Genomic DNA, 19219 nt, shown 5'->3' with positions numbered 1-19219 from the left:
CTATTCAAATTAATCCGCCGGCCGCCGTGAACAAGTGAACACCCCCTATCGCACGCACAGTTCAGCCTTTACGTCGATCCGGACGCCCGCCCCACCGGGCCGCCGCCGTGCGGACGGCCCGCTCCGAGAGGAGTATCCGTGTCCGCCCGCATCAGAACGAAAGCCGCCGGCGCGCTAGTCGCCGCGACCGCACTGCTGACCGGCACCCTGCTGGTCGCGCCGGCGTCGGCGTCGGCGTCCGCCCAGGACCCCTCGTACACCGTCGCCATTGGCGCGAAGGGCCCCTGGGGCAATCCCGACGACACCCCGGCCGCGCCGTACATCGACAAGGACGGCACGTTCTACTACCAGTCGGCGCACTCGCTGTACGCCGCCCATGACGACCGGGCCTGGTCCTTCTACACCGGCAAGGACTTCGACTCCGCGACCCGGTCGAGCGCCCTCAGCGACGCGGTGAATCCGAAGAACTCCCAGGACCGCAACAACGACACGACGTGGCGCTGCAACAACAGCCCCACCGGCCGCGAGGCGACGAAGGCGCCCGCCGGTTCCAGCTATGCGCAGCCCAACTACTGTGACCTGATTGGTGTTTGGGTCGATCCGGACACCGGTGACTGGTACGGCCTGGTGCACAACGAGTTCACCCCCACACCCTTCGGCGACGGTCTCCACTACGACGCGATCGACTACGCCGTCTCCAGGGACCAGGGGCACACCTGGAGCATCCAGAGCCATGTGCTCACCTCGCCCTACAGCACGAAGCGCGGCGACACGGCGGCGTTCCCGCACGAGACGTACGACTACGGCAACGGTGACCCCCGCCTGTTCGTGGACACCGCCTCGGGCTACTTCTACGTCTACTACAACTCGCGGATCATCCCGAAGGGCGGTGTGTCCGGCGGCTGGACCGACGGCTCCCGGGCCCATGTGGCCCGCGCCCCGATGTCGGGCAAGATGGCGCCCGGCTCCTGGCAGAAGTGGTACGACGGCGCCTGGTCGCAGCCCGGACTCGGCGGCCTGGAAAGCAACATGGAGCCGGTCGACGCGATCCACACCACGGGTTACACACCGGTCGCGCACGACTACAACCCGGCCAACCCGGGAACCGTGGCCCAGCAGACGGCGGCCGGAACACTGCCCGCCAAGTCCGATCTGCTCACCATGAACATCGCCTACGACGCCTACCTCGGGCTCTACATCGGCGAGCCGGAGACGATCAAGCAGGACGGCACGGAGAAGCAGCGGTTCTACGTCACCGACAACCTCGCCACGCAGAAGTGGCGGCTGATCGGGGACTCCGGTGACTACCGCTCCGGATCCTGGTACCGCTGGCTGCTGGACCCGGTGAGCCGCACCACCAACACGATCGTCGGCAAGACGTTCCGTTCGTACTGCTCGTTCTTCTGCTCCAACGGCTCGGACGGCGAGTACTACGACACGACGGTGACCAGCAGCGCCGCCGCACCCGCGCCGGTCGACCCCGCGAAGGCGTACACGATCGGGAGCGCAAGCGGTCGCTACCTGGCACAGGTGTCCGGAGGATCGGCGACCACCTCACTGGCCTCGGCGGGCGGTTCGGCGCTTGCCCAGTGGGTGTTCCGGCCCAACGGTGACGGCTCGTACCGGATCGCGAACGCGTCCACCGGGCAGCTGCTCGGCGTCGACTCGTCCTCCACGGCGGGGCGGGCCTGGGCGGCCAAGCCCACGGCGACAAGGACTCCCGCCGGCGGCCCGACCGCCGGTCAGCAGTGGTTCGTCGTCGCCAACACGGGCGCCTCCGGTGCGCCCACCGGCACGTTCCGGCTGGTCAACCGGTACAGCGGCCTGGTGATCGGCCTTTCCGCCACGAGCGGCAGGGCTGCGGAGACGACCCCGGTCCGGGCCTGGACCGACACCACCGGCAGCAAGGTCGGCGGCGCCCGGTCCGCGTCCGAACAGACCCTCACCTTCAGCGCGGTCGCGAAGCCCCACACGCACTGATCACGTACTGGTCACGTACTGATCACACGCTGATACGGGCCTGAGCCGGGCGGTCGGCGACTCCAAGTCCCCGACCGCCTGGGCCTGTTGAGCCGCTTCCTCGCTACCGGATCGGCCGACCGTGACCCGCCGATCCGGACCGAACCGAAGGGGCTCAACGCGCAGGGGCGCAGTCGGACTACTCGGGCCCCTTCGCGACTACTCGGGCCCCTTCGCGTTGATGACCGCGAAGATGCCGCCCTGCGGGTCCTGCACGACGGACATCCGGCCGGCCATCATGTCGAACGGCGGCTTCATGACGTTGCCACCGGCTCTGACCAGGGCGTCCACCGTGGAATCGGTGTCGTCGACCGCGAAGTACGTCAGCCAGTGCGAGGGCGTGCCCGGCGGGAGCCCGTCGAGGGCGGAGAGGTCCTGCATGCCACCGACCATCCGGCCGCCCGCGTTGAGCGCGAGGTAGCCGTCGGCGCCCTCCATGGCGCTGGTGGTGATGTCCAGCGCCCCGGAGTAGAAGGCCGAAGCGGCGTCCGTGTCACTGGTGTTGAGTTCGCTCCAGATGAACGCGCCCGGCTCGTTGACGATGCCCGCACCGGGGAAGTCCTTGGCCTCCCACAGGCCGAACACGGCACCCGTAGGGTCGCTCGTGACGGCCATCCGGCCGAGGGTCATCACGTCCATGCCGGGCACCATCGCCTGCCCCCCGGCGCTCGCGATCTTCTTCTCCGTGGCGGCGAGGTCCGCGGTGGCGATGTAGGTCGTCCACACGGCCGGCGGCATCGGGTCGGGCTTGGTTCCGTCCGGGTTCATCGCCGCCATGATCCCTGCGACCGGTTGGCCCTTCAGGGAACACACGGCGTACCCGCCGGTCTCCGGCGGTCCCACCTCGCCCTGCCAGCCGAACAGGTCGCGGTAGAAGTCGATGGCGGCCTGCTGGTCGGGGACCATCAGATCGATCCAACAGGGCGTGCCGGGTGCGTACGGGCCACTGACTGTAGGCATGAGAGCCTCCGTGAACTGGCTGGGCGGCTCCCGGAGCGGCGCACGCAGAGAAAACCGACCCGCGATGTGTGGATGTGTCTTCCGGTTTCACCTCAAATCCAGTCAAGCACTGGTCCGCGCCCGGTGCACGATCACGGGGTGTCCCCGCTCGGCCGCGGCGCCCCCGCGCGAAGGGAACCCCGTTACGCCTTCCAGCGTCATGATCCCGGGACACGTGAGAACGGCACGGGGGGCCTGCACGGGGGGCCTGCACGGTCGCCCGATCCGGCCGGACGAGGCGGGCCGGTGGGCCGGTGGGCCGGTGGGCCGGTGGGCCGGTGGGCCGGTGGGCCGAACGGGATCGTGCCCGGCGCACCGCCCCCTCCCGGACCTCCTCCTACGCTCCGAGGCGGACCGCCCCGCCCGACTGGGGCACCGACCCGCTCGGGCCGACGGCCCGGGCCGCGCGGCGGGTGCTGCGCACGAGGACGATGCACGCGACCGGTGGGCTCATGCGGGCCCACGTCGAGAACGCCGTCGAGCGGGGCCTGTCGAGCGCGCGGGAGGCCGTCGAAAGGGGCATGGACGCGGGCAGCGTCGCCGCCTGGCCGGGCCAGACATCCGCGTGCCATCGAGCGTCGCTCGCTCCGGACAGCGGTGGCGGGCTCGCCCACCGGTACGCCCGCGACTTCCTGGCCGCGTGGTGCGCACGGCATTCGCCCCGGCCGGCCATGTGGCGCACGGTGCACTCGCTGATCGGCGACTTCCCCTCGACGCTGCCGGACCTGCTGCGTGCGGCGGACCGACGGGCCGGTCGGTGAGAACGCCCGGGAACGGCCCGGCGTCCCCACCCCGTGGTGAGCCACGGTTCAGCCGGTGACGTGGACGGGACGGCCGTTGCTGAGGGCCGCGGCCGGGCGCCGGTAGAGCACGCCCACGGTGACGGCCGCGAGGACGGAGACGGCTCCGCCCAGGGCGAGCGCCGCCCGGGGGCCCGCCGTGTGAGCGACCCATCCGATGCAGGGGGCGGCCAGCGGGGTGGTGCCGAGCGAAGCGAGCATGTAGAGGCTCATCACCCGGCCCCGCATGTCCTCGCTGACCCCCAGCTGGAGCCTGGCCTTGGCCGCCGTGAGGAACACGAGCAGCGCGACCCCGGTCGGCACGAGCATGACCAGGAAAGCCAGGTGACCGGGCATCAGGCTGCTCACCGTCTCCAGCGCTCCGAACGCCAGGGCCGCACCGGCGAGTTGATGGGCCGTCATGCGTTGATGTCGCGCGGCGATCATCGAGCCGATCACGGAACCGGCGGCAAGCGCGGTGTTGCCGAGGCCGAAGGTCGCGGCCGAGGCACCGTAGACCTGGGTGGACATCAGCGCCGTGGTGATCTGGAAGTTCATGCCGAAAGCGGCGACGACGGCGACGAGCCCGAGTGTGAGCGCGAGGTCCGGCCGCTCGGCGACATGGCGCAACCCGTCCCGCACTTGCCGCTTCGCGCGGGCGACCGGCGGGGCCGGGTTGAGCGTGTGGGGATCCGTGCGCACCAGGCAGACGAGGACGGCACCATAGGACAGGGCATTGGCGAGGAAGGCGGGGCCGGGCCCGACGAGGACGATGAGCGGAGCGGCGAGTGCGGGTCCCGCCATTCTGGCGAGGTTGAGGACCGCGCTGTTGAACGCGAGGGCGCCGACCAGCTGGGCCGGTTCGACGGACTCCGCGATGAAGGCCTGGAGCGCGGGCTTCTCCACGACCATGGTGAGCCCGAGCGCCAGGGCCAGCCCGTAGAGGGCGGTGAGGGACACCGTGCCGGTCAGCACCAGAGCCGCGGGCAGCAGGGCGAGCACAGCCATGACCGACTCGGTCACCAGAAGCGTTCGCCGCCGGGAGTGCCGGTCGACCAGGACACCGCCGTACGGCCCGAGGAGCAGCAGGGGCAGGAACTGAAGGGCCGTGGTGATGCCCAGGACCGTGCCGTTTCCGTGGGACAGCTCAAGGGCCAGCCAATCCTGCGCGATCTTCTGTATCCAGGTGCCCGTGTTGGAGGTCGTCTGACCCAGTGCGAAGAGCCGGAAGTTGGGGCTCCGCAGCAGGGGCCAGCGCCGGAACACTCCGTGCCAGACGGCCCCGCCCCGCCCCCGGCCTCCGTCCCTGGCCTGCCCCGGGTCTCCGTCCCGCACCTCGGAGTTGATCACCGAGCGGCCGGCACGGACCGGCCTTTGGCGGCGAGACGGCTGCGCAGTGCGGCCACCACGGCAGGGGTCACATCCGTCATCTGCTCACGCCAGCCCACGTTGGCGTTGACCTCGCAGATGGTGAAACCGCCGTCCGGTGTGAAGAGCAGGTCGACGCCCGCGACACCGAGCCCCAGCACTTCGGCGGCGCGTACCGCGAGCGCCTCGCCCTGCGGATACGCCCCGGTGCACAAGGTCGCCGTCCCGCCCGTCGCCAGGTTGGAGCGGAAGTCCCCGTGCGGGGAGGTACGCACCTGCGAGGCGACCGGATGTCCGTCGACCACCACCACCCGCAGGTCCCGCCCGTGGGAGTGGGCCACATACTCCTGGAAGAGGTACGGGGCGTCCTGGCCGAGGCTCCCGTGGATGCCCCGGAGCATGACCGCGTCCGGCGCGAGGAACACCTGCTCGCCGCGGTGCCCCCGCACCGCCTTCACCACGCACGGCTGCGGCACCCCCGCACCGATCGCCTCCCCCAGCGGCACGTTCGCGTAGGAGAGTGTGTCGGGCACGGGGAGCCCCGCGACGGCGAGTTGCTGAAGGTGCCAGAACTTGTTCAGACATGCCAGCACCGCGTCGACCGGATTCAGCAGGGCCGTCCCCATGGCCTCCAAGTGCCGCAGCAACGTGATCTCCCGGTCCGTGCTCGCCACGGGAGTCCACACCCTGCCGTACGCGGTGGCCGGCGCGGCCACCTCGCATCCGTCCAGGTCGTGCAAGGTCAGTCGGCCGCCCCGCACGCCCAGAAGGAGCTCATCGGTGCCCACCACCGCGCAGCGCTCCCCGAACTCCGCCGCGAAGAAGTCGATGAGACGGCCCGTCAGCTTTCGCCCGCGCAACCCTGCGCCGAGCACCAACCAGACGTCAGCGGAGAGATTCCCGAAGCACTCACGGTCTCCCCCGTCCTCTGACACAGACACGCGTTTTCCCCTCGGTCGCAGGCCACGGACTCGCGCCCGAGCCCCCACGACCTCTCCCCGCTCGACCCTCGACGGCAGGGCCCCCTCGGCACCCCACCACCCGATCGGCCCCCGTCGGCCACCCGACCGCCCCATCCCTCGCGGAGCAGCACGCGGTCCATCCCTCCCGGCGGTCACGGACGTACCGACGGCCGGGGACGCCGGAGTCCGAGCACCGCCGTGTCCGAACGAAGGCGGGGAAGACGTCACGCGGATCGGGAACCAGTTCGCGCTCGGTGAGATCGAGATCCCGCAGGTGGCGGCGTCCTCGCCCGCCAGGCTCCCGTCGTCGACGCGCCGGATGGTCCGCTCGCTGCGGAAGGACTTGCCCTGCCCTCGCCCCCGTGGACGCACCGATGGCCCTGCGCATCCGGGACAGACCACCCGACGCCCAACTGGGCTGGCAATCAAGGGAATTAGTTAGGGCTCTGGCGGGGTGAACCTCACGAGGGAGCGGCGGACCGAACCGGTCGCGGTCACCGAGCACCGAGCACCAGGAGCCGCTCTGGCCCCTCAGCTCGGCGGGCCGCAAGCCGTTACGCGGCCACCGCGTCCCAGGCGTCCTGTGCGGTGCGGCGGGGCGGTCGCCGCGGGGCCCGTTCGGCGAGCCGGGCCATCCAGGCGCCGATCTCCTGGAGCTCCTTGCGTCCGACGGTGGCCCGAACGTGCGGGAACCACATCTGTTCCTCTGCATCCATGTGGCGCTCGACGATTCCCATCAGGAAGCGGGCCTTGACGGCATAGGCGATGCCCTCGGTCGGCATCTCCTGGAGCTCGCCGGCCAGCACCTCGGCGATGTGGTGCTCCTCCCGGAACTCCATGATCGTCAGCTCGGTCTCCGGAGCCAGGGCGGACACCCGCGGGTACATGCCCTCCCGCTCGATGTACGTGTACACGGTCAGTGCGCGCAGAAACTGCTCGACCACAGCGGGATTCCGATCGGCGCCGTAGGACCGGATCAGGCGCCTCAGCTCCTTGTGGCCTTCCCTGAGCATCACGATCGCGTCGGTGGACATGGCGGCTCCTCGGGGCACAGGATTCACTTCCGTGACATACCCGGCAGGCCCGGCGATCATGCGCTCCGCTACTGGCGGTGGTTTTCCGTCGCCGTTGGGCTACGGAACGTGATCGCGGAGGCGGATCGCGGAGGCGGATAACGGGTACGCACGGGGACAGCGCCCTTGATGACAATCCAGTTGGGGCTGGTCCTTGACTCCGAGAACCTCCACCGCACACCGGCTGGTGCACTGCACAGGGTACGAACGGCCCGTCGCCAGCAGCCGGCCCGCACCGGCCGCGCGGACGAAGCGGGCGGGAGCCACTGGGCCGGGGGCGGGGAATGGCGGAAGTCGCGGTAACGGGGAGTACCGACAGGACCGCACGACCAGGCCTGACACCCCGTCATCAAACGGAGTCGCGGGGCGCCAACCGGCCTGCCGCAGCGCGCAGTTCCCGTATCAGCTCGACGACGAGCCGGGGATGCCCCACGAACGGGGAGTGGCCCGTCCGCCACTCGCGCACGTCGGAGCAGCGCGAGGCCATCTTCCGCTGCACCCCGGGGTCGATGGCCATGTCCCGCGCACACACGACGTAGGTGGACGGGGTGCTCTTCCAGCCCTGATACTCGGGCACCCCTCTCCCGCATCCGGCCGCCTGCCCCCGCAGCAGCCCGACCGCGCGGGCCGCGAGAGGCCCGGGGCAGTCGTCGTAGAGGACGTCGGCGGCCAGGTCGGGGTGAAGGCTGGTCGAGCCGTCAGGCTCCGCGACGATCGCCTCCCTGAGCTGCCGGGACGCCCCGCCCATACCGGCCGCGCTCTCTCCGGCGTCCAGGACGAAGGCCGCCAGGTAGACCAGCCGCGCCGCTCCCCGGACCCCCGTGATCACCGACCCGCCGTAGGAGTGCCCGAGCACGATCGGGGGCTCCTCCAGCGCGTCGACGGCCGCCTGGACAGCGTGGGTGTCGGCGGACAGCGAACCCCGGTGCAGCTCGGGAACGACGACCTCGGCCCCCTCGGTGCGCAGGCGCTCGGCCACCGGGGCGAGGTGTTCGGGACGGTGATACAGACCGTGGACGAGCACGACTGCCGTCAAAGCGCCCGCCTCCTGGGATCGTCGTGGAACCGTTGATCCTAGCCACAGGCCGGGACCTGTCGGCGTGGGGCGACACCCCTCACCCGGGGGTCGGCTCCGGACGACCACCGCGTCAGTCTCCGCGGGGCCGCCATTCCCCGGCTTGACGGCCTGCGACATGGGCGCCCCAGCCCCAGGCCAGCAGCCCCATAGCCGAGACGCCCAGGCCGCAGAGGGCGAGGAACGACCCGGAGATGTACGAGGTGCCGTCCGCCGTCTTCGGGTACGCCAACCACGTGCCGACCAGGCATCCGATGCCGCCGGCCAGCGTGAACGGGACGAGGAGGCTCCAGGCGGCGGTGCTCCAGTGGACGCGGCGGTTGCCCGCCAGGACGCTGATGGGGGCCAGTGCGCGCCCGTTGCGCAGGAATTCGGCGGTCCCGCTGATCACCGACACTCCCGCCAGGACGAGGATGCCGACGAAGCCGAAGCAGCTGATCCAGAGCCCTTGGCCGCGCTTGATCTCACCCCGCGTCAGCCATTCGCCTCCGGCCGTGTCGATCGCGAGCCCCCGCGGAAGCACCCGGTAGGCCAGCTGCTTCAGCGCGGGCACGGAGAGCGCGTGTCCGTCCACGGAGACCAGAACGGTGAGCGGCGCTTCTCCTGGTGTCGATGCGGTCACATCGGCGGGCTCGGCCGTCTCCCGCACGGTCACCGAGTCGGTGCCCGATGCGCTCCACTCGACGATCTCCCGCGCCCGTTGGTCCTTGAGCGCTCCACTGACACGAACAGGCTGTGCGCCACAGGGCAGTTGGAGCGACGTGAGGCCCCGACAGGTGCCTTCCAACGTGACGGTGGACTTCTCCGGGGCTCTGATCATCCGCACCGCCTCGACCGTGGGCGGCAGCTCCCGCACAAAGTCCGCCATCTGCCTGGGTGTGGTGGCCGTACGCGGCTGCACGACGAGGGCGCTGCTGCCGATGCGCTCGACCGTGGCCTTCGCGGCCCTTGCCTCCGCTCCGAACAGGCCCTGCCAGGCGACGATTTGGATGAGCAGCGCGAGCGCGATCACCAGGCCGGCCGTCATGCGCGCCAAGGGGCCCGGGTGGGTGGCCATACGCTGTCCGGCCACCAGGAGACCGGGGCGGCCGAATCGGCTGCCTGCCCGGCTCATGCGCTGCCCGAGCAGGGCGGCGAGTACGGCGATGGCGGCGGGCAGTGTCGCCAACGTACACGCCGCGCCTGCCCAGTTGGTGAGTACGTTGCCCGACGTCCCCGCGGCCCACAGGCGAGGACCGAACACGGCGATCAGCAGGAAAACCGGGCACAGGGCGGCCCAGCGTGTGGGTGCCCCGCGTGCCCCCGTCGGCCGGTTGCCGCCGGCCGTGGGGGTGAGCCGCGCGGCGCCGACGGAAGCCGTGACGACCGCCACCGTTGCCGTGACCACCGCGAGCGCCAGCTCCCCTCCATGGGCGCGGACGTCATGTGCGGACACGACGAATCCGGTGACGGGCACCGGGACATCGGTGGCCCAGAACGCACCCACTACCGCGGTCGCGATCACCGCGCCGGCCAGGACCGGCACACCTGTTTCGCCCAGAACGATCAGCGCGCGTGCGCGCGACGTGCCGCCCAGGGCGTCCACCAGCGCGGTCCGGCGATCCCGGCTGCGGGAACCCGAGCGGGCGGCCACGACCAGAAGAACCATCACGGGCAACAGCACCAAGAGGCCCGGCATCGTCTGGAAGGCCCACTCGGGTCGGGCGTCGTCCAGCTGCCCCAACCGGACGACTTCGGCGTGCGGAGTCGTGCCGTAACCCACGACGTTCCTCGCCTCGTCGACCGACAGCCCGGCTCGCGGGCGGACGTAGGCCAGCAGTTCGTCCGGTGATTGGAGTCCTTCGACGCCGATGTGTCCGACGGCGTGCCCGTACCGCGTGGCGATGCCGTCAGCGGCCCCGCGCGTGCGCAGCCCGGGCGAGAGCACGGCTTCGCCCGGTGCGGGCCAGGCGTCGAGTCCGGGAGGCAGTGGCGCGTGCGCCGTGAGCGGCGCGATGAACACGACGGAGAACGATCCGCCGTGCGCCACGGAGTCCGTGGCCTTCGACCACAGTGCCGTCGCCGGCAGATCCGGCCGCTCCTCCTGGGTGATGGGATGGCGCGCGGCTCCCCTCTGGGCCTGACCCTGATAGCTCGCGTGGACGACGACCATCGCGGCGATCCCCAGCGCCAGGAGAGCGGTGGCGGCCATCAGCGCGACGAACCGGACCCGCCCGGCCTCCGCCCCACGCCCGGCGGTCAGGCCCACCCGCATCAGCTGTCGGCTTGCTCCGCGCTCGCTCAACTCCCTTCCACCCGACTGACGTTCACGTTCTTCAGCCCACCCGCCGCCAGGGCCAGGACCCGGTCCGCGCGCCGAGCGATCTCGTGGTCGTGCGTGACGACGAGGAGGCCGCACGAGTGGCGGCCGGGCATGCTGAACAGGAGGTCGGCCACCCGGTCGCGGGTTTCCGTGTCCAATGCTCCGGTCGGCTCGTCCGCGAGCAGGAGGGCGGGTGAGTTGATGAGAGCGCGTGCCACCGCGGTGCGCTGGCGCTCACCCCCGGACATGTGTTCGGTCACCGACTTGGCCGGCACGTCCAACTCGGCCAGCAGGAAGGCGGCTTGGCGATAGGCGTCGGGACGGGGAACGCCGGCGAGCAGGGCGGCGAGCGCGACATTGTCCAGGGGCGACAGCTCGGGAAGCAGCTCTCCGAACTGGAAGACCATGCCGATGTGCCGGCTGCGGTGGCGGGCCAGGGCGGACCCGCGCAAGGCAGTCATCTCGGCGCCGGCGACTTCGACTGTTCCGTGATCGGGACGGATCAGGCCCAGGAGGCAGGAGAGCAACGTGCTCTTGCCCGACCCGCTCGGCCCCGTGATCGCCACCGACTCGCCCGCGTCCACCGTGAGGCCGAGCGAGCCGAAGAGCCGCCGCCCGCCCACCGTGTGGCCGAGCCCGCCGACACACAGCACAGGTCCATTCATCTTCCCCGAAGCCCCCATCGCAGGCCCTGCCCCCGGACAGTGCACGACGGTGTGTGAGCACAGCCCAGGGAACTGTCGCGCCCTGTCTCGCGCGGCTACGTGGAGGTGATCGTTGCGCGTTGCCCCGCACGCGGCAAGGCGATGACTGCCCTTGGCCAAATCCTGCTCAGGCGTCACTGCCCGTGAACGGAACGATCCGTTTGACCTGGCCGCCAGCTCAATGGCGGGCTTGCGGCAGTTGGACGGAAGCACCACCGGTGAAGGACATTTGGCTCGATCACCGCCACGGCCGTCGGCTCAGCCGTTCACTTCATGCAGTTCATGCAGTTCATGCAGTTGCCCGACCGTCGCATCCACGCGGTCCGGGGTCTCGTCGTGCCGATCACCCACGGTCAGCGTCCCGGCGGGGCTCGGCGCCGCCGCCCACCTACACACGGCGGCCGGCGAGTCGGTTTCCGACCCGCCGGCCGTGCTCCCCCACCGTCACATGACGGTCCGTCAGGAACCGGCCTGCACCGGCCCGATGAGGGTGCCGGCAGCGACCTTGAGCGATCCCCGAGCAGTGGACTCACCCGGGATCACGCCCCCGGGCGCCCGGAGGACGAAGGATGCCTCGTCGGCCTGTACGCCGGCCCTGCCGTTGGGCACCTGGATGTCGAAGTGGACCGGGTGGCCCGGGCCGAACTTCACCACCTGGTGCTGCGAGCCGTAGTGCCCGGCGGTGACCCGGTTCGGTGAGCCGTGGTGGGAGAAGCGCACCTGGGTCGGCGATCCGGCCAGCTCGCACGAGGCGTACCCCCGCGCCGCGGTCAGCGTGACGCGGTAGTGGCGGTGCCCCGAGGAAGCCGGGGCCGCCTCGATCTTCGCGATGTGGTTCGCCGGGCGGCATGCGGAGGGAGCCCCGCGGCCGGCCGACCCGGCCTTCGGCGCGGCCTGCGCCACTCCCCCTCCCACCGCGCCCACCAGTACGGCGACGACAGCGGTGGCGGCGATCTTCCGGACGATACGCATCACGCATACTCCGATCCTGATGGCGGCCCCCGAAGGGCCCCGCCGGAACATTGGTCGACTGCATCCCTCCCCCGCAGCCGTCCGCGCCAATGTCATAAATGCGTTACAACCACGCCAAACGCGCGTTCCCCTCAGAACGCCGCTCCGCGTCCGCGAGGCGCGCGCATGCGTTGTACGGGCGCAACTCCGTCGGCCCACGGCGGAGTTGGTCCCACCGGAGGCCGTGCTCACACATGCCGGTCCCGCGGTCCCGCGTCCAGCCCGCCGCCGCGTCCGGGACAGCCGGCCCACCGGTCTCACGGTTCGTACGACGGGCGGGCAGTCGATAGGGTCATCGTCACGACCGCACCCGTTCGATCCACGGGCCGGTCAGGGTCCTGCCGCTGTTCGTGCCACCGTCACGACGGCACCGTCGAGGTCCCGCGAATCGTCCACGAGGGAGAGGGCGCGATCATGAAGACAAAGCCTGTCACCGACCGCCGGGTCCGCGTTCAGGGTGTGCCGGTGGAGGGTGCCTACCCGGTACGGGCGCCCGAGTCCACGCGTGGGCAGGTGTTGCGCATCACCGTGGCCGGCGAGGACATCCTGCACCGTCCCTGCGCACCGGCCGCCGCGGAGTTCGGCACTCCCTGGCTTTCCCAGTTGATCGACGACATGTTCCTCACCATGTACGTAGCCGACGGCGCGGGTCTGGCGGCCAATCAGGTCGACGTGGATCTGCGCCTGTTCGTCTATGACTGTTACGACGACGATGACGTCCGGCACGTCGGCCATGTGCTCAATCCGGTCGTCGATCCGGTGGCCCCGGAGGAGCGGCGCCTGCTGGAAGCAGGCGAAGGCTGCCTGTCCGTGCCGGGCCCGGTCTTCGACGTCCCCCGCGCGGAGCGGGCCGTAGTGCGCGGCTTGGACAAGGAGGGGAAGGAAGTCGTGATCGAGGGCACCGGTTACTTCGCGCGCTGCCTCCTCCACGAGACCGACCACCTCAACGGGCTCGTCTACGTCGACCGCCTGACGAAGCGTCAGCGCCGCGCCGTGCTCCAGGAGATGGACGACGTCAAGGAGACCGTCTTCGCTCGGCGCGTCGAGCGGGCCGAGGCGCTGGGCGCCGTACGGAAAGGACAGTAGCCCTCACGTTCCGTTGCCGAGATCGGTAGTTGGCACGTGGATCACAGTTGCCGTGCGGGGCGCTGGGCGGTGACGGCGTAGTAGTCGAGGCTGCCCTCGTCGAACGCGCGCAGGAAGTTGCGGGGCCAGGTGCCGGGCTCCCACATCGTGGCCAGCCAGCGGTCCCAGCCGGGCCACACCGAGGCGCCGATCGACGTCGCCCGCACCGAGGCCAGCCCGGCGTCCCGCAGACTGCCGACCAGGTCCGGCACGGTGTGTGCGACGTCGAGGCCGGTGGCGAACGTGTCCAGGAGTTCGGCCAGCCGGGCGGGCCGGGCGGGATCGGCGTCGGGGACGAAGAAGCTCGCGACGACGGCGCGCCCGCCGGGCCGCAGCACCCGTGCCGCCTCGCGGGCGAACGCGCCGAGGTCGCGGAAGTGCTGGGCGGCTTCGATGCTGTAGAGCCGGTCGAACGTGCCGTCCTCGAACGGCATGGACTCGGCGGCACCCCGCACGAACCTCAACCGCTCCGAACTCCCCTTCAAAAGATGCGAGTTGCGCCGCACGGCCCGCGCGAGCTGCTCGGGGTGGATGTCCATGCCGGTCACGTGAGCGAAGCCGTACTCCTCAAGTGCCACCGCGGCACCGGCGCCGAGCCCGCACCCCACTTCCACGGTGCGCAGCCCCTCGGTGGGCGCCAGGGCTGCCAGCACACGGCGGTACATCTCCCGCTGGCTCCTGACCCGGTCGGCATCGTTCAGAGGCCGGGTCAGGTCGGTGCCCTCCCAGTGCCCGAAGTTGATGAAGCCTCCGCCGAACAACGGCTTCGAACCGAGATCGGCCGGACCGTACGCCTCTCGCACCGCGGGAAAGATCGCGGGCTGCCCCGCCCCGGACCCTTGAACCATCCGTCCCACCTCCGAGCCGGTGAGCCCGCCGGGCCGCTTCGGCCGGGCGCGGCGTCGGCGCTCAACTCGCCGACTGCGTAAGGCTATCGGCATCAGGCCCTGGTCCCCGCGCGATGCGCCGGGCCGCGGCGAACTCCTCCCGGGACGCCTGTTCGTCCATTTCCAGATAGCCGTACGCGTCTTCGCCGACCGGTATGCGCAGGGGCGTCGGGGCGTCGGCGTCGACGATGTCGAGCACGCGCGCCGCGAAGTCCTCGGGACGTCCGGTCTCGGGGTTGTCCACCAGACCACGGGTGCCCTGGAGCATTTCGAGGTTGGTCCCGTCGTACGCGGGGATGCGCCGGTGCGCCTCGATCATGGACGCGCCGTACCGGGTGGCGAACATGCCCGGTTCGAGAACGGTGACGCGGATGTTGTGCGGGGCGGCCTCGATGGCCAGGGCCTGGCTCATTCCTTCGAGCGCGTGCTTCCCTGCGACGTAGGCGCCCAGGCCCGGCAAGGCCATGCGGCCGACCACCGAGGAGATGTTGAGGATGTGGCCGTGCCCCTGGGCCCGCATCAGCGGCAGGACGCGCCGGATGAGCCTCCAGGGGCCCACGAGCAGGGTCTCCAACTGCTCACGCAGCTCGGCGTCCGAGACTTCCTCGACCGCGCCGAAGAGGCCCACGGCGGCGTTGTTCACCAGGACGTCGATGCCGCCGAGCCGGTCGACGGCGGCGCTGACGGCCTCGTCACAGGACGTGGCGTCCCGCAGTTCCAGCGGCACCGGCACGATGCGGCCTGGCCAGGCCGCGGCCAGCTCCGTGAGATCGGCGGTCTTGCGCGCCGTCACCGCCAGCTCGTCCCCGGCAGCCGCCGCGGCGGTCGCCATGGCTCGTCCCAGGCCTGAAGAACATCCGGTGATCAGCCAACGTCGTCCCATCGTTCCCCCGTGACCTGTGTGTCGCTGCGTATATGTCGATGTGGATATTTCGATGCGGATGTGTCGCTGCAGGTGAGCCGCTGTAGGCGAGCCGCGCATGCCGACCGTGGTGCCCGTCCCGGCCGTGGGTCGTCGCAGCCTCCGCAGTGGCCGTTCTGCACTTGGCCGGCGGGGTGACCGTCGTCGACCCGATGGCACGCGAGTCGGCATGGGGCCGCCCGACGCAGGGCGGGGGACGGCGCATCGCCGTTCCCGTCCTGCCAAGCGGTGCCGGGCCTGACGCGGTGCCGGGCGATGGCACGGCACCATCGTCGACGGGCACCTGGCGTCGTCGTCGCGCTGGTCCTGTGCGCGCGGGCTCGTGCCCGGGTGCCCGGCCCGTGTCGTGGTGGCGGTGGGCGTACTCGCGTGATCTCGGCCGCCGGGTGTCGCGGCCGATCGGTTGGTGGCGGCAGTCCATCGTCGCGGCGATGCCGGGCCTTCGTCACCCCTCCTGCGGGGGCACACGCGGGCGCGCGGACGCACGTCCCGGCGCGTGCCGGTACGGCCGTCCCGGCGCGTACCCGTACGACCGCACGGCGGACCGTTCGGACAGCGGTCGGCGCGGTGGCAAGGGGGCCGTTCGGGTACCGGTCTGCGCGCTAGACGTCGCCGAGCCCTTCCCCACCCGTTCGGCCGAGCAACGGCCGCGGCTCTCGGTTCCGTCCGGGGCGGGGTGAACGAGCGGCGAAGGACGGCGGGGCACAGGCGCAAACCCAAGTCGGCTCTGTGTCGAAGGGGATCGCCACCAGGCCAAGGGGTGCTCTCCCGAGCCGTCGGGGACGGCTCGCGGTCCACGCCGCCCCGGCCCGTCGGATTGGCGAGCGCGGCACATGTCGGCTGTCCTGGAACCAGATGTGTGCAGCAGACAGCACACAGTGACTGCCGCAGTGATCTTTATAGGAGCCTCGGCAAAGGAAGCGTTCCATGGCATCTGACCAAACCCCCATACCGGACAAGAAAGTTCCGACGAGTCCGGACGACAAGGCCCGCCTCACCCTGCTCCGCGCAGTGGCCCTGTCCCGGCCTCTGGACGAGGTGGCCTCCCTGGCTCATCTCCTCAACCAGACCGGCGAACAGCCGCGGCCGGGTGACGCGGCTCTGCACTTGGCTGCCGTGTCTCGCCCCCTGGACGATGTCCGTCAGCTGATCTCCCTCCTCAAGAAACCCCCGCACACGGACGACGAGGCGGACACGACTCTGCGCGCGGTCGCGGCGGAGCGGTCCATCGAAGACGTGGCCGCCCTCATCGCCGACTGCCACCCGGTCGCGAACGCGCCACGGGAAGAGCCCGTGGCGTCTCCGGAGACGGCCCTCGCGCCCTTCGGGCCGGCGGCCCTCGCGCCGCCGGCCCCGGACACGGCTCCGGCGGTGTCCGAGGTCCCGGTCTCGGCGTCGATGCCGATGCCGATGGGGATGGCCACCCCAGCCGCGATGTCGCCCGACGCCGCCCCGGTCAACGGCGACCAGGACAACGGCGGACGGGTTCCGGTCCCCGACAGCCACGTCGGCATCGCGCCGGACGCCGGCAACGCACCGGACGCCCGCAACGCGCCGGCGACCGACAACGCGTCAGCCGCCTACAGCGCACCCGCGGTCGACAACGCAGCGGCCGTCGACAGCGCACCCGCAGCCGACAACGCCCCGGCCGCCTTCAGCGCACCGGCCGCCGACACCGCTCCGGTGGCCGACAACGCACTGGCCCGCGGTGCGGCGGACAACGGTCCGGCCGAGAACGGGCCCGTCGGGAACGCCCCGGCGGCTCCCGAAGCGGGCGCCGCGACAGCGGGAACGGGAGCGGCCAGGGCGCCGGCGCTCCGGTCCGTGCTCCGCTGGCCGGCCGCGGCCGCGCTGCTCCTGATCGGCGTTCTCCACCTGCCGACCGACATCATGGCCGTACACGCCGGAAACAGGACCGCGGCGGCGTCCATGGTCATCGCAGCCATCTGCCTGACCCTGGCGTGTCTGCTCCCCCTGTACGACACGGTCTGGGCGTGGGCACTCGGTGCCGGCGCCGCCGTCGCCACCGCGGCGGTCCATTCCGTGGGCGCCAGGTTCAAGTCCGTGCACTTGCTCAGGGACAGCCTGGGCAGCACGTTCACCGGTGCGACCACGCTCGCCGTGCTCTGCGCCGTGGTCGCCGCCGTTCTGGCCGGGACGGTGCTGCTGCGCAAGCCCGCGCAGCAGCGGGCGGCGGACAAGGCCTGACCGACTCGGCACCGCTGTCCCAAGGGGCCCGAATACCGCAGAGGTATTCGGGCCCCTTCAGCATGTCTTCAGGGCATTCGTGACATGCCCGTGACCGGAATTATGGCTTCCGCCACACGTGCGCGACACACGCCCTGATGAGGTGAGCCCATGCGAAGACCAGCTTCACTCATCCCCCTGTCGGTGCTCGCCACTTCCGCCCTGCTGCTGACGGCCTGCGGAGCGGAGCGCGCGGGCTCCGGCAGCGGCGGCACCGACGCGTCCGGGACCCCGTCCTCTCCCACACGGGTGGACGACCCGGGCAAGGACGGCGTACGGATCACGTCGCTGACCCTTCCGTCGGCCTCTCCCTCGCCGGCGAACGGCACGTCGGTCTCTGCCGACGGCCTCCCGGCGCACGCGGGTTCCGGGATCGTCGCGACCTTCGAGGTCACGAACAGCACCACCCGAGCCCTGACCTACTCGGTCGTCTTCACCTTCCTGAGCGGTGACGGCGGAGCCATGGCCAACCAGACGGCGACCGTGCGCGACGTGGGCCCCGGCAAGACGGTGCGGGGCTCGGTCCGGGCCGGCGAACCGGCCCCCGGTGCCCGGCGGGTGACCCGGGCCAAGGTCCTCGTGGTGGACAAGGTGCCCGCCGACGAGGCGCCCGCCCCGGCGGGCACATGCCCACCGTCCGGCATCCGGGTCAGCGCCGACGACGGCGACGCGGCGATGGGCCTGCGCGTCGTGGGCCTGCACCTCGACAACTGCGGCAAGCGCGACTACGCCATCGAGGGCTACCCGCGCGTGGAGCTCCTGGACGAGGATCTGAACCCCGTCACCGGCATCGAGATCCTCCGCGGCAGCGGTGACATCACGACCGGCGCCGGCCCCGACGAACAGCCCCGCCCCCTCACCCTCAGGCCCGGCGAAGCGGCGCAGGCGAGCCTGGTCTGGCGCAACACCACGGAGTCCGGCACCGCGGCGAACGTCCCCTACGTACGCGTACGCGCGAAGGCGGGCTCCGCGCCCGTGACGGTGGCCCCCCACCTGGACCTCGGAACCACCGGGCGGCTGGGTGTCCGCCCCTGGACGAAAACGAAGACGAGGAGCTAGGCCGGGTGCCGGGCGGTGAGGGCCCAGCGCTCGTGGTCCCGCCAGGATCCTACGAGCGGCGCCCAGAGCGTCGGGAGCCCTCGGCCCGGACGGCACACTGTGCCCATGGATCTTCTGAAGACCGCCGCTGAACTGGTACGCGGCCGTTTCCCCCAGCAGGCCGGTGGACCCCTGTGGGCCGGTTACCGCCGAGGAAAGGCGAGTTGAGATGAGAGAGGTGGGTTGAGATGAGAGAGGCGGGTTGAGGCCGTCCGGGTACGCGGCGGCGCGGGACGCGGGCGCTGTCCGCTTCCCGGCGCGGGTCAGGGCATCCGCTCCGTCCGAGCCGTCCTCGATGGCCGGCGGGGCGGCTCCTCGGCCTCGCCCCGGCATGCGGAGGCCGGGTCCGCGGGCCAGGGTGGAGGCATGATCGAGCCGCCCATCATCGTCCACCGGCCCCTCGGGCGCGGTGGCCGCCATGTCACCGCACTCGGCCAGGACATCGGGGTCGCGTACTCCGACCTGGACGTCATCGAGTTCCTCCGGCAGTCGGGGATCGACGAGACCGACGCCGAGGCCATGGTCGACGGGGACTCCCCCGAGATCGAGTGGCAGGGCGCCCCGGCCCACCAGTACGGAGAAGCCTGACGCACGGCGGTACGGAGCAGCCTGACGCACGGCAGTACGGAGCAGCCTGACGCTCGGCGT

The 19219-nt window shown here is 71.3% G+C and carries 16 protein-coding genes; 6 read left to right on the top strand and 10 right to left on the bottom strand.

Features of this window, described 5'->3' with window-relative positions:
- Nucleotides 1-138 precede the first annotated feature (138 nt).
- Nucleotides 139-1980, top strand: a complete 1842-nt coding sequence (locus tag ACFYNP_RS10590; protein ID WP_388784498.1) for an RICIN domain-containing protein — start codon at nt 139-141, stop codon at nt 1978-1980.
- Nucleotides 1981-2178: 198 nt separating this feature from the next.
- Here ACFYNP_RS10590 and ACFYNP_RS10585 read toward each other — a convergent pair whose 3' ends face one another.
- Nucleotides 2179-2979 carry a VOC family protein gene (locus ACFYNP_RS10585; RefSeq protein ID WP_388410713.1) on the bottom strand — a complete coding sequence of 267 codons (801 nt, stop codon included), beginning with the start codon at nt 2977-2979 and terminating at the stop codon, nt 2179-2181.
- A gap of 470 nt (nt 2980-3449) precedes the next feature.
- Between ACFYNP_RS10585 and ACFYNP_RS10580 the strand changes: the two genes are divergently transcribed.
- Nucleotides 3450-3779, top strand: a complete 330-nt coding sequence (locus ACFYNP_RS10580) for a hypothetical protein (protein ID WP_388784495.1) — start codon at nt 3450-3452, stop codon at nt 3777-3779.
- 48 nt (nt 3780-3827) lie between these two features.
- On the opposite strand, the gene ACFYNP_RS10575 is transcribed toward ACFYNP_RS10580, so the two are convergent.
- The 7 genes from ACFYNP_RS10575 to ACFYNP_RS10545 form a co-directional block, all read right to left on the bottom strand.
- A complete protein-coding gene (locus ACFYNP_RS10575; protein ID WP_388410718.1) occupies nt 3828-5147 on the bottom strand; it encodes an MFS transporter in 1320 nt (439 codons plus the stop codon).
- On the bottom strand, nt 5144-6106 hold the full coding sequence (locus ACFYNP_RS10570; RefSeq protein WP_388784492.1) for a RimK family alpha-L-glutamate ligase: 963 nt from the start codon (nt 6104-6106) through the stop codon (nt 5144-5146). Before ACFYNP_RS10570 ends, ACFYNP_RS10575 begins: the two co-directional genes overlap by 4 nt.
- Nucleotides 6107-6681: 575 nt before the next feature.
- The gene (locus ACFYNP_RS10565; protein ID WP_388784490.1) at nt 6682-7161 is read right to left on the bottom strand and encodes a hemerythrin domain-containing protein; all 480 of its coding nucleotides are present in this window, start codon (nt 7159-7161) and stop codon (nt 6682-6684) included.
- Between the two features lie 388 nt (nt 7162-7549).
- On the bottom strand, nt 7550-8236 hold the full coding sequence (locus tag ACFYNP_RS10560; protein WP_388410726.1) for an alpha/beta hydrolase: 687 nt from the start codon (nt 8234-8236) through the stop codon (nt 7550-7552).
- Nucleotides 8237-8348: 112 nt separating this feature from the next.
- Nucleotides 8349-10559, bottom strand: a complete 2211-nt coding sequence (locus ACFYNP_RS10555; protein ID WP_388784488.1) for an ABC transporter permease — start codon at nt 10557-10559, stop codon at nt 8349-8351.
- Complete coding sequence (locus ACFYNP_RS10550) at nt 10556-11242, bottom strand: ABC transporter ATP-binding protein (RefSeq protein WP_388784486.1); 687 nt, start codon at nt 11240-11242, stop codon at nt 10556-10558. The genes ACFYNP_RS10555 and ACFYNP_RS10550 overlap by 4 nt, the downstream gene beginning before the upstream one ends.
- Before the next feature lie 498 nt (nt 11243-11740).
- Nucleotides 11741-12253: a DUF4232 domain-containing protein gene (locus ACFYNP_RS10545; RefSeq protein WP_388410735.1), complete on the bottom strand. Its 513-nt coding sequence runs from the start codon at nt 12251-12253 to the stop codon at nt 11741-11743.
- A gap of 453 nt (nt 12254-12706) precedes the next feature.
- On the opposite strand from ACFYNP_RS10545, the gene def reads away from it, so the two are divergent.
- The gene (def, locus tag ACFYNP_RS10540) at nt 12707-13378 is read left to right on the top strand and encodes a peptide deformylase (RefSeq protein ID WP_388784483.1); all 672 of its coding nucleotides are present in this window, start codon (nt 12707-12709) and stop codon (nt 13376-13378) included.
- A gap of 41 nt (nt 13379-13419) precedes the next feature.
- On the opposite strand, the gene ACFYNP_RS10535 is transcribed toward def, so the two are convergent.
- Together ACFYNP_RS10535 and ACFYNP_RS10530 are read right to left on the bottom strand one after the other, a co-directional pair.
- Nucleotides 13420-14265 carry a class I SAM-dependent methyltransferase gene (locus tag ACFYNP_RS10535; RefSeq protein ID WP_388410741.1) on the bottom strand — a complete coding sequence of 282 codons (846 nt, stop codon included), beginning with the start codon at nt 14263-14265 and terminating at the stop codon, nt 13420-13422.
- Nucleotides 14266-14326: 61 nt separating this feature from the next.
- On the bottom strand, nt 14327-15187 hold the full coding sequence (locus ACFYNP_RS10530) for an SDR family oxidoreductase (protein WP_388410743.1): 861 nt from the start codon (nt 15185-15187) through the stop codon (nt 14327-14329).
- A 966-nt stretch (nt 15188-16153) separates the two neighbouring features.
- On the opposite strand from ACFYNP_RS10530, the gene ACFYNP_RS10525 reads away from it, so the two are divergent.
- The 3 genes from ACFYNP_RS10525 to ACFYNP_RS10515 all read left to right on the top strand — a co-directional run bounded on the left by ACFYNP_RS10525 (nt 16154) and on the right by ACFYNP_RS10515 (nt 19159).
- Complete coding sequence (locus ACFYNP_RS10525) at nt 16154-17434, top strand: hypothetical protein (RefSeq protein WP_388784480.1); 1281 nt, start codon at nt 16154-16156, stop codon at nt 17432-17434.
- 150 nt (nt 17435-17584) lie between these two features.
- A complete protein-coding gene (locus ACFYNP_RS10520) occupies nt 17585-18532 on the top strand; it encodes a DUF4232 domain-containing protein (protein ID WP_388410750.1) in 948 nt (315 codons plus the stop codon).
- Nucleotides 18533-18937: 405 nt separating this feature from the next.
- Nucleotides 18938-19159 carry a hypothetical protein gene (locus ACFYNP_RS10515; RefSeq protein WP_388784478.1) on the top strand — a complete coding sequence of 74 codons (222 nt, stop codon included), beginning with the start codon at nt 18938-18940 and terminating at the stop codon, nt 19157-19159.
- Nucleotides 19160-19219 lie beyond the last annotated feature (60 nt).

Source organism: Streptomyces sp. NPDC006691, from assembly GCF_042869955.1.
GTDB lineage: Bacteria > Actinomycetota > Actinomycetes > Streptomycetales > Streptomycetaceae > Streptomyces.
The sequence above is the reverse complement of the archived record's forward strand: the minus strand, read 5'-3'. Positions and strand labels throughout refer to the sequence as shown.